Raw genomic sequence first — 12,675 nt, forward strand, 5'->3', positions numbered from 1 at the left:
CCGCACCAGTAATCATATTTTTTACATAGTCAGCGTGGCCTGGGCAGTCAACGTGAGCATAGTGACGTTTCTCGGTCTCATATTCGATGTGAGACGTAGCGATAGTAATACCGCGCTCTTTTTCCTCGGGAGCGTTATCGATATTGTCGTAGTCCTTTAGCTCAGCTAGACCCTTCCTGGAAAGAACAGCAGAAATAGCAGCTGTCAAAGTAGTCTTACCATGGTCAACGTGACCGATGGTACCAATGTTTACGTGTGGCTTGTTACGATTAAATTTTTCTTTAGCCATCATATCCTCCGTTATTGATTTGTGGATTACACAACAAACTAAGCGACTCTATTTTATGGAGCTCATAGCGGGACTTGAACCCGCGACCTCTTCCTTACCAAGGAAGTGCTCTACCTCTGAGCCATATGAGCCTAAACTCAGGCAAAGAGAAATCGCTACCAATACCCAACAATGCGACCAAAATTTAGATTATGTAAGCATATAAAAGCAGTTAAGTTTTACAGCTCCCAGTAAACCTAAATGGTGGAGCGGGAAACGGGGCTCGAACCCGCGACCCTCAGCTTGGAAGGCTGATGCTCTAGCCAACTGAGCTAATCCCGCATCAAAAATTCATGGTGGTGAGACGTGGATTCGAACCACGGAAGGCAAAGCCAGCAGATTTACAGTCTGCCCTCGTTGGCCACTTGAGTATCTCACCCTTTGATGAAATCTGGTCAAACACTGTTACAAAAAATGGAGCTGGTGGACGGGATCGAACCGCCGACCCACTGCTTACAAGGCAGTAGCTCTACCAGCTGAGCTACACCAGCATTTTGAAATTGAAGTGGCAATTATAACCGAAAAATCCCCAATTGTCAAGGCTAAAACAGCCTATTTTAAAATTTTATAAAATTTCTGCTATAATGCGCGCAATTTTAAATTTTAAGGAATTTTATATGAAAATCGTACCTTGGATCATAATAGTTTTTATGATTTATTTGATTTATTATTTTATCTCCCGCTCCGAAAAGCGTCTAAATACCCTTGAAAAGCGCTTAAATAAGATAGAAGAAAACTTAAGCGAGATAAAAAAAGCTACCGAAGCCAACAGGCTCTTAATCGAAGAAGCAAAGCTAGACTCTGAAGATGACGCAAAATAGCAATAATAAAATTAAATTTAAAGCTCCAATTTCGCTAGCTTCGCCTTTTTGCCAAATATCTCGTGCTAAAAATTGTGAATATATTTTATGCATACTTTGGCATTTTTGAAAGAAATTTTGCCCCAACGTCAAAACCACAAAGTGCAAGAAGCCCATGCGTAACTAATTTGAAATTTTACGAAATTTAAAATTCGCGCTTTAATCCTGCAACGCTAAGCAAATCTACGCGAATTAATAAATCAAAATTCCAGCCATTAGCCGCAAATTCCATAGAATTTCAAATAACGTCGCATAAAATTAAAATTCTGCCAAAATCCATCTTACAATTCAACTCCTTAAAATTTTGCGCAAATCCCTCAGCTAAAATTCTAAACTACAAAATTTTAGTATTTAAAATCATATTAATCAACCCCACCGCAGAGCAAAACCTATGAGATCGCACCGAGCGCTGCCCCAGGCTTAATATATCCGAAAGCTTAAAAGTGTAGACCATAACCTCTGCAAGCTAACGATAAAATTTAATCATAATTTTTAAAAACCAAAATTTCAAAAGCACGGAATTTTGTCCCAGGATGTGAATTGAGTAAAAAGCCGGCGAAATGCAGGAGCTTCTAAAACGCAAAATTTATCCATTGGAATTTTCCTCGCCCATAAGCGCTTCAGCGATAAGCTCTAGCGGATTTATGCACCTCATCTGCGAGCTGCTTAAAAAAAGCGAATTATTTAGCTGCATCCTGCACGCACTGCACTCAGCAGAGACTACGCGCACGGGTAGATCCGCCATTGCGCGCGCCTTAGCTAATCCTGCTTCACGCGCGAGCTCGTAACGCTCGGTCTGCATCGTCACACCGCCAAATCCGCAGCATTTATTAGGCTCATCCATCTCGGTTATTTCGTAGTTTTGAGCGAGCAAGCCGCGCGGTTCTTTCCAAATACCCTGCATTTTGCGGGCATGGCACGGATCGTGATAAGTAATCGCTAAAGCCCTTTTGCCGCGGCGCATCAAAAGATCACTTAAGTTTGTAAATTTATAAAAGTATTCGCTCGCCATAAAAATTTTACTCGCAAGCTTTTGCGCACGGGCTTTCCATTGCGGCTCGTTTTCAAAAAAATGCGCGTAATCCACCCGCAGCATTGCAGAGCACGTAGCCTCGGGCACTATAATCGCATCAAGAGCAGGCAGAGCTTTTTCGAAATATGCTATATTAAATTTTGCCACGCGTTCAACCGCTGCAAAATCTCCCGTAAAATACGCAGGAGCGCCGCAACAGGCTTGTTCCTTCATTAAATTTACGTTTAGCTTTAGCGCTCGCGCGATATGTAAAACCGCCTCGCCTACGCCCGTGTAAGCGTAGTTTGCCATGCAGCCTATAAAAATTCCGATAGTTTTTTCGCCGCCGTTGTCGATAAATTCTGCGTGAGAGTTCATAAAGCTTTTTTTCGCAGGAGCAGGCAGCAGGCGCTCTTTTTTAAGTAGTGGTAAGCCAAATCTAGGCGACATAGAGCTTTGCGTATCTTTTCGCATCTTAAAGCCACAGCTAAGAAACACGTATCCAAGCGCTGCTGCTAGATCCAGCGCTTTGCGGTGCCCGAGCAGCCAAAACGCAGCTTTTTTGTACCACGCGATGCCAAATTTTTCCGCAATGCGCGCGCGAACATTCTCGATTGCCGTATCTATGGGCAAAGACTCGCCGCAAATATCTACGCAGTTGGTGCATAAAAAGCAGCTTTCAAAAATTTTCTTAGCGTTTTTATCAAGCTTTAGCTCATTCCTGCCGTAAGCGCCCAAAAGATCCACAAATCCGCGCGGGCTCGTTACTTCATCGCCGTTAATACCATGAATCGTGCAGACTTGGATACATTTACCACATTTTACGCAACGCTCGCTAAGTGCCGCAAAATCGAACGCTCCAAGCTTTGCCTTACTCATAGCCGCGCCGCTTAGACGGTTTTAGAAAAGCGCTTTTCGCCCAAATTTTTATCCATATACTCATCAAAGCACATCGCGATATTACGGATCAAAAGCGTGCCGGTAGGCGTTACTGAAATTCTATGCGGCGAGACTTGTACGAAATCCTTTAGCGCCTCAAGCTGCTTTAGGCTCGCGCCGAAATGCTCGAAAAATTTTATCTTAAATTTCTCCTCGATCGCCTCTATATCGACGCAAAAATTACTCATCAGCCCCATAATCACCTCTTTGCGCAGCAGATCCTCTTCATTTAGCAAAATGCCCCTGCAATACGGCAGCCTGCCCGCATCTATCGCGGCCTCGTAAGCGTCCATATCTTTGAAATTTTGCGCGTAGTGGCGCGCGCCCTCGCCGATGCTGGTTAGCCCGATGCCGATCAGATCTGCGCCGCCCTTGGTCGTATAGCCCTGAAAATTACGGTGCAGCGAGCCGTTTTTAAGCGCGGCATGAAGCTCATCGGCGGGCTTTGAGTAGTGATCCATGCCGATCATCTCATATCCGTTCGCGCTCAAAAAATCGTGGGTAAATTTTAAAATTTCAAGCTTCACCTTTGGTTCTGGCAGTGTCGTCTCGTCAAATTTACGCATAGATTTTTTTATCCACGGCACATGCGCGTAGTTAAAGATCGCGAAGCGGTCCGGATCAAGCGAAAGCGCAAGCTCCAGCGTGCGCTTAAAGCTAGCTAGGCTCTGATACGGAAGCCCATAGATCAGATCCATATTTATCGATTTTATCCCCCTCTCGCGCGCCATGGCTATGACGTCCCTAGTAAGTTCGAAAGGCTGGATGCGGTGGATCTCCTTTTGCACGCGCTCGTCGAAGTCCTGCACGCCGTAGCTGATGCGATTAAAGCCGTTTGAGACGAGCACGTCAAGCTGCTCGGCGTTTAAAAACCGCGGATCGATCTCGCAGCTGATCTCGGCTTCGGGGCTGAAGTTTTTAAAATACTTTTTGATATTTTTTATGTGGCGCGCGAGCTGTTCGGCGCTAAAATACGTAGGCGTGCCGCCGCCGAAGTGCATCTGCACGACCTGCCTGGAGCCGTCCACGACGCTGCTTAAAATTTGCATTTCGCGCTCGATATAGTCCAGATATCGATCCATCTTGTCGCGCTTGCCGGTGTAGATTACGTTGCAGCCGCAAAAATAACAGGCGGAGCGGCAAAACGGCATGTGAAAGTAAAGCGACAGCGGCGTAGAGCTTTTTTGATTTTTCAGCTCGTTCAAATACCCGTCGTAGCTGAAATTTTCGCTAAATTCCAAAGCGGTCGGATAGCTCGTGTAGCGAGGCCCCGGGCGCGAAAATTTCGCGTAAGCGTCGAAGTCTATGCTATTCACGGCCGCCCGCCTTGGTTTTGATAAGCTCTTCGATGTCGATGAAAAGGTTCGGATGCAGGCTTTTTACGCGCGAAACGACGGCATCGACGTCTAAGCTTAATCTTTTCGCATTCGGATTTGCGCCCGTAAGCCTTCTGATCTCGTCCATGCACACGATCCACGCGTCGCCGAAATCCACCGGCGTATGCTGCAAAATCGAGCGCTCAAGCTTGAGATTAAAATTTTCCTGCATCGCGTTTTTGGTCGCGGCGATGAGATTTGCAAGCGATTTTATCGAGATCATCGTGTGCACTTCGTTATTTTCGTCGATGCCGAACCACGGCTCCTCGTCGCTCCACGAGCCGCTTTTTAGAGTGAGTTTTTTCTCGTTGTCCTCGCCCTGCGAAATTTCAAAAACCGTCCTTTTCGAGCTATCCAGCCCAAAAAATTCGCTCGCTTTGTCGATCTTTTTTAGCGCTTTATCTTTTTCTTCCATGCGTTCTCCTAAAATTTATCTTTTTTGATCCAGCCAGACCATGACGCCCTTTTGCGCGTGCAGGCGATTTTCCGCCTCTGCAAAAATTTCATCCGCGTGCGCTTCAAACACGGCCTCGCTCACCTCGTATCCGCGGTACGCCGGCAAGCAGTGCAAAAAGATCGCACCGCTACCTGCTAGAACCATTAAGCTTTCATCCACGCAAAAGCCCGCGAAATCGCGAATTCTTTGCTCTTTTTCGGCTTCTTGCCCCATCGAAACCCAAGTATCGGTCGTCACGACGTTTGCGCCCGCTACGGCTTCCCTTATATCGTTCGTTATTAAAATTTTAGCGCCCGAAATTTCGGCATTTTGCCGTGCCTGCGCCAGTATCTGCGGATCGGCCTCGTAGCCCACGGGCGTCGCTATTCGCAGCTCAAAGCCAAGCTTGCTGGCAAGCATGAGCCACGAATGCGTCATATTGTTGCCGTCGCCCACGTACGCGGCTTTTATCTTTGGAGTTTCAATACCGCGCTCCACGATCGTCATTAAATCCGCCATTAGCTGCACGGGATGAAATTTATCGCTTAGCCCGTTTATCACCGGCACGCGGCTAAATTCCGCAAGCTCTATTAACGTCTCGTGGCGATTTACGCGCGCCATGATTAGATCGCACATTCGCGAAATCACGCGCGCAGTATCTTTGACCGGCTCGCCTCGCCCGAGCTGTATGTCGCGACTGCTCAAAAACAACGCGTGTCCGCCAAGCTCGTTCATCCCTACGTCGAAGCTAACGCGCGTCCTGGTCGAACTTTTTTCAAATATCATCGCTAATTTTTGATCTTTTAAATATGGCTTGAAATTTCGCGCTTTAGCTTCTTTCTTTATCTCAAAGGCTAAATTTAAAATTTCGATTATCTCGTCTTTGCTAAAATCGTTTAACGTAAGAAAGTGCCTCATATCGCTCCTTTTTGGTTAAATTTTACACTGTTTTCGCTTACGTAACGTTTTATTCGGCTTTAAAATTTTAAATTTGCGCTACGTGCCGCGAAGTAAATTTCAAAAACCAAGTCTCGCTGCTGCTGCGAAATTTTAAAATTCCAAAATTTTTAAAATTTTACCTGCGCGAATTTAAAATTTCCGCGATCTCTTTAGCGTGATAGGTGATGATCATATCCGCGCCGGCGCGCCTTATGCCTATCATCGTCTCCATCATCACGCGCTCATAATCGATCACGCCCGCTTTTTTACCCGCCTGCAGTAGCGAGTATTCGCCGCTTACGTTATACGCACAGATCGGCAGCAGCGTGCGCTCTCTAAGGTCTCTGATTAGATCCAGATACGCAAGCGCGGGCTTTATCATCAAGATATCCGCTCCCTGCGCCTCGTCTTGCAGGCTTTCGTTGATCGCCTCAAATCTATTTGCGGGATCCATCTGGTAGCTGCTGCGATCGCCGAAACTAGGCGCTGATTCTGCCACGTCGCGAAACGGCCCGTAGTAGCCGCTGGCAAACTTGCTCGAATACGCCATAATCGGCAAATTTTCAAATCCGCCGTGATCGAGCGCCTCTCGCAAGGTAGCGATAATACCGTCCATCATGCCGCTGGGCGCGATCATATCTGCGCCCGCTTTAGCGTGCACTAAAGCCTGCTGCGCCGAAATTTCAAGCGTCGCGTCGTTATCCACCGTCTGATGCACATGATCGATGATGCCGCAGTGCCCGTGGTCGGTGTATTCGCAAAAGCACAGATCGGTGATTACTAATAAATTTGGAAATTTAGCCTTTATCGCGCGCAGCGAAGTCGCGATGATGCCGTCCTCGCTTAGCGCGTCCGAGCCGATGCTGTCCTTTAGCGAAGGAATTCCGAAAAGTAAAATTTTATCCAAACCGAGCGTCAAAAGAGCCTTGCACTCTTTTAAAATTTCATCTAAGCTCATCTGAAATACGCCGGGCATCGAGGCGATCTCTTTTTTGATGCCGCTTCCTTCCACGACAAAAAGCGGATAGATCAGCGAGCGAGTTTGCAGATCGGTTTGTCGCACCAGATCCCTAAGCGCAGGGTTTATTCGTAGCCGTCTAAATCGTTTAAACATTATTTTTCCTTTTTTAGCTAGAATTGTAAGATTTATAATATCACAATCGGAGTAAATTTAAGCATGGATATAAAAATTTCAGAGGTCGCAAATCTCCCCTCCCGCTTCGGAAGCTTCCGCGTTCAGTCGTTTAAGCAAGGGAACAAGGAGCATTTAGCGATATTTAAGCAGCCTTTCGCGGATGTCGTAAATGTGCGTATCCACTCGGAGTGCCTTACCGGCGATGCGATCGGTAGCCTAAAGTGCGACTGCCGCGACCAGCTCGAAGCGAGCCTAAAATATATCGAAGAGCGCGGCGGCATGGTGATCTATCTGCGTCAAGAGGGGCGCAATATCGGGCTTTTTAATAAAATCAACGCCTACGCGCTGCAAGATCAGGGCCTCGATACGATCGAAGCAAACCATCAGCTCGGCTTCAAAGCGGACGAGCGAACCTACGAGATCGTGGATTTCATACTCGCTCATTTTGGAATTTCGCGCATAAATCTGCTTACGAACAACCCGCAAAAGCTGCACGATCTAAAGGTCGAAGTGGTCGCGCGCGTGCCGATAATCATTACGCCGAATAAATTTAACGAAAACTATCTGCGCGTCAAAAAAGAGCAGATGGGGCATCTGCTGTGAAGCTTGCGCCTGGAGAAAGCTTTAACGAACAGGTCGCTAAATTTAAAGCCTGTCTGCAGAAATTTAACCGCGTCCATAGCCTCACGAATTACGACGATTTGGACGCGGTGGTGCGCGACAGCCTAAGCGGAGCGAATTTCATACCGCGCTATCCGCGCATAGCGTGCGACATCGGCTCGGGAGCGGGCTTTCCGGGGATATTTTTAGCGCTTGCGCTGCCGCTGTGCGAGTGGCATCTGTTTGAACCAAACCTTAAAAAAGCGGCGTTTCTAACCTACGCGAAGGTTAGCCTCGCTCTAGCTAACGTAAAAATCCACGCCGAGCGCGTGCAAGACGGCGCAAAGGTGCGCGCCGATCTGATAAGCTCTCGGGCTTTGATGAGCGCGCGAAGCTTAATTGAAATTTGCCGCGGCTTTTACGATCAAAACACGACGTTTTTGCTCTACAAAGGCTCGGGCGCAGAGGCGGAAGCGGCGGAATTCCGCAAGGAATTTGCAAGCGCGCGCTGCGAAATTTTTAGCGATGAAAATGCTTTGAAAAATAGAAAATTTTTAGTGATCAAAGGGGTGAAATAATGGGAAAAATTCTAGCCATAGCCGTCATCGCGGCGCTCATATATTTTTTGATAGCGCCTAGATTTCGCGTAAAGAAAAAGGACGATGCGACCGAGCTTTTGGCGTGCGACGAGTGCGGGACGTACTTTAGCAGCGACGAGCTTGCTCTGCGCGATAAAAAGCGCCTTTGCAAATCCTGCGAAGCCAAACTAAGGGGCGGCAAATGATCATCCTAGGCCACGCGCTCGTGCCCTACGAGCCGCTGTATCTCATCAAAAACGGCGACGAAGTTTTCAAATACGACAATCTGCTCTTTAAATTTAACGACAGGCTCATCGCCGCCGCGCAAAAGGCGCAGAAAAAATTTAGCGTTATTACGAACGATATAAATGAAATTTTACTCGCAAACGGCGCAGGTGCGCGCTTTATCATCGTGGATAAAAAATCAGCCGCGGCCGCACAAAAGCTGGCAAACGATTATCTTTTCGACGCCAAGATCGCGATGTTTATCAGCTCTACGCGGGCGTTAAAAAACTTAGCCGAGCTCGGAATCGACGCGGCGATCTTTAAAGACGCGATCGCAAACGCGCCCAAATCGCTACTTGCAAGCATCGGAGATAGCGTAGGCTTTAAATTTCACTTCGGGCTTCCGAAAAAAGATGAAATTTTCGGCGGCGCACAAAAGCTCGCGGATAAAATTTCGGCCCTAGATAAGAAGCTAAGCGCGCCCGCAGCTGGTAAAAATGACGATATCTGGAAAAAATAGCAAAATCCTAAGCGAATTTATTCGCGGGTATAAAATTCCTATGACTCATGCAAATTAAAATTCCGCGCATAATTTTGCTTAGCCTCGCGGTTTAGAATTTAACGCGAATTTCACCCGCTTACGCGGATCGGAATTCTACGCGGAATTTTGCCCTCTTTCGCAAATTGGAATTTTGCGCGAAATTTCACGCGTCCTCTGCGAAATTCTCTCGCTTACTCAATTTAAAATTTTATCCGCTCGGATAGATTTAAATTTTACGTAGAATTTCGCCTGTCCTCGTGGCAAGAAATTTCAAATAGAGTTTTACCCTCCAGCGCGATGCGAAATTTTACTAAATTTTCTACGCGTGATATAAAATCTACGTAAATTTTACTCGCGCAATTAACGTAAATAAAATTCCGAACCTGCCTAAGCTTCATAGAATTTCGCGCAAAATTTACCTGCAGAGATGATATAAATTCTTAGCCATTGTTTTAAATTTTACTCGCGTTTTAGCTGCTTTTATACGCATGATAAGGATTTTTTAAAGCTAAAATTTTATATAATTATGCGTTTCAAAAAGGCATATTTTGAGTACTAAATTCTTTCTAGCGATCCTTGCGATAGGCGTTATAATGGGGCTTTGCGCAGGGCTCTTAAACTTCGGCATCAACGAAATTGAAACTTTTGCTTTCGGACATAATGATGAGGAATTTCACATTGTCACGGAGCAAACCACTGCGCTTAGGCGCTTTCTTAGCGTCCTCGCAGCCGGCGCAATCGTAACTTTAATTAGAATTCTGCTAATAAGACTAAAACCTTTTTTAAACGTATCTTCAATGATGGAGGGGCGAAATCCGCCGTTTTGGCAAAATTTAATCCACTCGGTTTTGCAGCTAGTAGCCATCGCCTTGGGCGCACCGGTAGGCAGCGAGGCTGCTCCGCGCGAGCTAGGCGGCTTGTTTGCGGCTAAAATTTGCCGCGCCCTAAATATTAACGGAGATGAGCTTCGGCTATTTGTCGCATGCGGCGCTGGAGCGGGACTAGGCGCTGCATATAACGTCCCGCTAGCGGGCGCGCTTTTTAGCCTAGAAATTTTGCTTAAAAGCTTCGATACTCGAGCAATTTTATGCGCTTTTGCCACAAGTGCGGTGGCTACAGCTACAGCGGAATTTGGAGCTTCAAAAGAAATTTATTACGCGGTTTCGAACTTCGCCCCTACCCCGCAGAATTTACTCGCAGCAGCACTAATCGGACTTGTCACGGGGTTTGCGGCGAAATACTTTCAAGACGGAGTGCGCTTGTGCGAAAAGCGGCGCATAAAAAGCCTCAAAATCGCACTTACACTGCCGCTTGCGTTTTTGCTTACCGCGGCGGTCGGCGCATACGTGCCTGAAATTTTAGGTAACGGACGCTCCGCAGCGCAGTTTGCTTTCGACTCCGCATCCTTCAGCCCCTATTTGCTTGCGATTTTGCTTTGTAAGACATTTTGCATTTTGATGATCTTTCGCTGCGGCGGATATGGCGGTACGCTAACGCCAAGCTTCGCGCTGGGCGCAGTTTTGGGGCTATGCGTTGGATTTGCGATCGGCGAAATTCTACCTATTAGCCTAAGCGCAGCGGGCGTTTGCGGAGGGGCTGCCTTTTTAGCGATCAACCTAAATGCGCCGCTTTGCGCCTTTGCCCTAAGTGCAGGATTTTGCGGGCTAAATATAAACTCATATTCGGTCGTCGTTTTTAGCATCGTATGCGCCGTGATCGCTAGAAATTTACTGACGAAAAATTTAGCGTAGTCGCGGCGCTGATAATTCATACGCTGCAAATATGAATAGATTGGCGCGGCGATGATGGTCCAAGAACCTGCCGTCGCGCACATAGACCGAACCGCATCACTGGGCTAGGGCGGAGCCGTAAGGATATGCGCCTAAGCTGATCGTTGGTAAATTTAAGATAAAATTTCGCCACTTTAACCAAAGGAGAAAACATGGGTTTACTTTCATTCGTAGCCGAAGCAGGCAAGAAGCTACTAGGTCTAGGCGATGACGCCAAATCCGTAAAAGACGAGATCGCCACCAATCTCAGCTCGACGCCGGTAGAGGGGCTAGAGGTCGAGGTGCAGGGCGACACCGTCAAAATCAGCGGTAACGCCGATAAGGAAACTCTCGAAAAAGCAGCCCTCATCGCAGGCAACACCGCAGGCATTAAAAACGTGCAGATCGAGGGTATTAGAGAGGATAGCGCCGAGAACTACTACACCATCGTAAAGGGCGATAACCTATCTAAAATCGCGAAGAAATTCTACGGCGACGCGAACAAATACAAGATTATTTTCGACGCCAACCGCGAGGTTATCAAGGACGCAAACCTCATCTATCCGGGACAGAAGATTAGAATTCCAAAAGCTTAAGTTCGCTTTTGCATGCTGTGGCTTGATTTTGCAAGCCGCGGATTTTACTTTTGCGCGTATTGTGCTGCGTTCGCGCGAGCCGTGATTTTATCAGCCCACGGTGCAGCGCGATTTTGGCGAGCTAAATTTTACGAGTTAGCGAGGCGCCGCGGTTTTTTACACTTTAAAAGACGCGGTTTTGTAAACTAGCGGCACGACGTGATTTTAAGCTGGCTGTGCAGCGCAGTTTTTAAACTATGATTTCATGAACCGACGGCACGGCATAATTTTGCAAGTTATGGATTTTGCAGACTGCGGACTTACGAGCCGCGGATTTGTTTTTGTGAGACGGGTTTTGATTTTAAGCTGTGACGCGGTTTTGCAAGCCGTACGACGGCGGATAGTAGATTATCCGCCGCACTTGCGCGCCGTCATCCTATTTGAAAACATATAAAATACTTTGAAATTCTATTTATAAAGAGCTAAATTTGGATAAATTTAAAGCCAGTGCTGCGCTAAAAAAGACCGAAACTAGGGATTACGACAAATATCCGATAATCATCAAAGACAACTCGATAGAGATGATAAAGCTATATCTGCCGTTTCTATTTCTTTTAGATATCATTTCATACCTCTCTCCATATAGGCATCCCGGAGAGCTAACTAGGCGCCCAAAAGAGCTCGGAAGCTGCTATATTAAATTTAAAAATTCCGCCATAGAGTATTTTTCTACGAAGAAGAATTTGATCTTATTTAAGATAGAACTATCAAATATAGTGGAGATTAAACGAACCTTCGGACCTTCCGAATTTCAATCACCGATCGCTACAAAAAAGTTTGGATTTTGCGTCGTTATGATCTACTTCGTTTTGATGTCTACGGTTTTTTACTTTAAGGGCTATGCGATAGCCCCATTCATAGTGCCGATAGCATTTGGGCTCGGCATGCTTCCATTGCTGATTTTTAGGATAATAAACGGGCTAGGACTTGGACTGGATATGCTAAGCGGCGATAGTTTGATCATTTTTGATAAGCATTTCATTATCGACGCCTCGATTTTAACGAACAAAGAATACAAGGAACTGAAAACCTATTTTCTGCTAAAAATGGGTAAAAATTTAGACAAAATCCAGCCGCAAATTTTTATATAGGCTAGGAGTAAAGAGCAGGTTTAGACGCAAGGCAAGAATTTGATAAGCAGCTAAGCGATAAACGTTTAGAAAATAGCCTCGTATGAAATCAAAATTTAATAAGCCTAGACGCGCCGAATTATCTTTTAAGAGTTAAAATTTTTAGCAAAAATACCGCTCAAATTTTATTAAATCCAAATCCTCACATTCAGTTTTAAAATTTTAACGATAC

The 12,675-nt window shown here is 46.2% G+C and carries 15 protein-coding genes and 4 tRNA genes; 9 read left to right on the top strand and 10 right to left on the bottom strand.

The features are described from left to right. The 5 genes from Q0140_RS09490 to Q0140_RS09510 form a co-directional block, all read right to left on the bottom strand. Nucleotides 1-289 (bottom strand): GTP-binding protein (locus Q0140_RS09490; RefSeq protein WP_297964049.1); only part of this gene is annotated, 289 nt, incomplete at its 3' end. Nucleotides 290-345: 56 nt separating this feature from the next. Continuing rightward, a tRNA-Thr gene (locus tag Q0140_RS09495) sits at nt 346-420 on the bottom strand. Between the two features lie 113 nt (nt 421-533). Then, nucleotides 534-610, bottom strand: a tRNA-Gly gene (locus Q0140_RS09500). A 12-nt stretch (nt 611-622) separates the two neighbouring features. Then, nucleotides 623-707 (bottom strand) — tRNA-Tyr (locus Q0140_RS09505). Nucleotides 708-743: 36 nt separating this feature from the next. After that, nucleotides 744-819: transfer RNA gene (locus Q0140_RS09510), tRNA-Thr, on the bottom strand. Nucleotides 820-945: 126 nt separating this feature from the next. Between Q0140_RS09510 and Q0140_RS09515 the strand changes: the two genes are divergently transcribed. Beyond that, nucleotides 946-1,149 carry a hypothetical protein gene (locus tag Q0140_RS09515; protein ID WP_297964051.1) on the top strand — a complete coding sequence of 68 codons (204 nt, stop codon included), beginning with the start codon at nt 946-948 and terminating at the stop codon, nt 1,147-1,149. 625 nt (nt 1,150-1,774) lie between these two features. Here Q0140_RS09515 and Q0140_RS09520 read toward each other — a convergent pair. From Q0140_RS09520 to hemB, 5 genes are all read right to left on the bottom strand, one after another. After that, complete coding sequence (locus Q0140_RS09520; protein ID WP_297964053.1) at nt 1,775-3,079, bottom strand: (Fe-S)-binding protein; 1,305 nt, start codon at nt 3,077-3,079, stop codon at nt 1,775-1,777. A gap of 11 nt (nt 3,080-3,090) precedes the next feature. After that, the gene (gene hemN / locus Q0140_RS09525) at nt 3,091-4,455 is read right to left on the bottom strand and encodes an oxygen-independent coproporphyrinogen III oxidase (RefSeq protein ID WP_297964055.1); all 1,365 of its coding nucleotides are present in this window, start codon (nt 4,453-4,455) and stop codon (nt 3,091-3,093) included. Further along, complete coding sequence (locus Q0140_RS09530) at nt 4,448-4,930, bottom strand: DUF2603 domain-containing protein (RefSeq protein WP_297941372.1); 483 nt, start codon at nt 4,928-4,930, stop codon at nt 4,448-4,450. The genes hemN and Q0140_RS09530 overlap by 8 nt, the downstream gene beginning before the upstream one ends. A 15-nt stretch (nt 4,931-4,945) precedes the next feature. Beyond that, complete coding sequence (argF, locus tag Q0140_RS09535) at nt 4,946-5,869, bottom strand: ornithine carbamoyltransferase (RefSeq protein ID WP_297964057.1); 924 nt, start codon at nt 5,867-5,869, stop codon at nt 4,946-4,948. Between the two features lie 157 nt (nt 5,870-6,026). Then, the gene (gene hemB / locus Q0140_RS09540; RefSeq protein ID WP_297964059.1) at nt 6,027-7,004 is read right to left on the bottom strand and encodes a porphobilinogen synthase; all 978 of its coding nucleotides are present in this window, start codon (nt 7,002-7,004) and stop codon (nt 6,027-6,029) included. A gap of 63 nt (nt 7,005-7,067) precedes the next feature. On the opposite strand from hemB, the gene ribA reads away from it, so the two are divergent. The 8 genes from ribA (at nt 7,068) to Q0140_RS09580 (ending at nt 12,464) form a co-directional block, all read left to right on the top strand. Next, nucleotides 7,068-7,628, top strand: a complete 561-nt coding sequence (gene ribA, locus Q0140_RS09545; RefSeq protein ID WP_297964062.1) for a GTP cyclohydrolase II — start codon at nt 7,068-7,070, stop codon at nt 7,626-7,628. Then, complete coding sequence (gene rsmG / locus Q0140_RS09550) at nt 7,625-8,203, top strand: 16S rRNA (guanine(527)-N(7))-methyltransferase RsmG (protein ID WP_297964064.1); 579 nt, start codon at nt 7,625-7,627, stop codon at nt 8,201-8,203. The genes ribA and rsmG overlap by 4 nt, the downstream gene beginning before the upstream one ends. Then, nucleotides 8,203-8,409 (top strand): hypothetical protein, encoded by a 207-nt coding sequence (locus tag Q0140_RS09555; RefSeq protein ID WP_297964066.1) that lies wholly within the window; start codon nt 8,203-8,205, stop codon nt 8,407-8,409. The genes rsmG and Q0140_RS09555 overlap by 1 nt, the downstream gene beginning before the upstream one ends. Then, a complete protein-coding gene (locus tag Q0140_RS09560; RefSeq protein WP_297964068.1) occupies nt 8,406-8,948 on the top strand; it encodes a hypothetical protein in 543 nt (180 codons plus the stop codon). Before Q0140_RS09555 ends, Q0140_RS09560 begins: the two co-directional genes overlap by 4 nt. A 569-nt stretch (nt 8,949-9,517) precedes the next feature. After that, nucleotides 9,518-10,720, top strand: a complete 1,203-nt coding sequence (locus Q0140_RS09565) for a chloride channel protein (RefSeq protein ID WP_297964070.1) — start codon at nt 9,518-9,520, stop codon at nt 10,718-10,720. A gap of 191 nt (nt 10,721-10,911) precedes the next feature. Further along, nucleotides 10,912-11,334 (top strand): peptidoglycan-binding protein LysM, encoded by a 423-nt coding sequence (gene lysM / locus Q0140_RS09570; protein ID WP_297881523.1) that lies wholly within the window; start codon nt 10,912-10,914, stop codon nt 11,332-11,334. A 268-nt stretch (nt 11,335-11,602) separates the two neighbouring features. Further along, the gene (locus Q0140_RS09575; protein WP_297964073.1) at nt 11,603-11,767 is read left to right on the top strand and encodes a hypothetical protein; all 165 of its coding nucleotides are present in this window, start codon (nt 11,603-11,605) and stop codon (nt 11,765-11,767) included. 34 nt (nt 11,768-11,801) lie between these two features. Then, on the top strand, nt 11,802-12,464 hold the full coding sequence (locus Q0140_RS09580; RefSeq protein ID WP_297964075.1) for a hypothetical protein: 663 nt from the start codon (nt 11,802-11,804) through the stop codon (nt 12,462-12,464). Nucleotides 12,465-12,675 lie beyond the last annotated feature (211 nt).

Origin of the sequence: uncultured Campylobacter sp. (genome assembly GCF_938045405.1) — a bacterium.
Classification (GTDB): domain Bacteria; phylum Campylobacterota; class Campylobacteria; order Campylobacterales; family Campylobacteraceae; genus Campylobacter_B.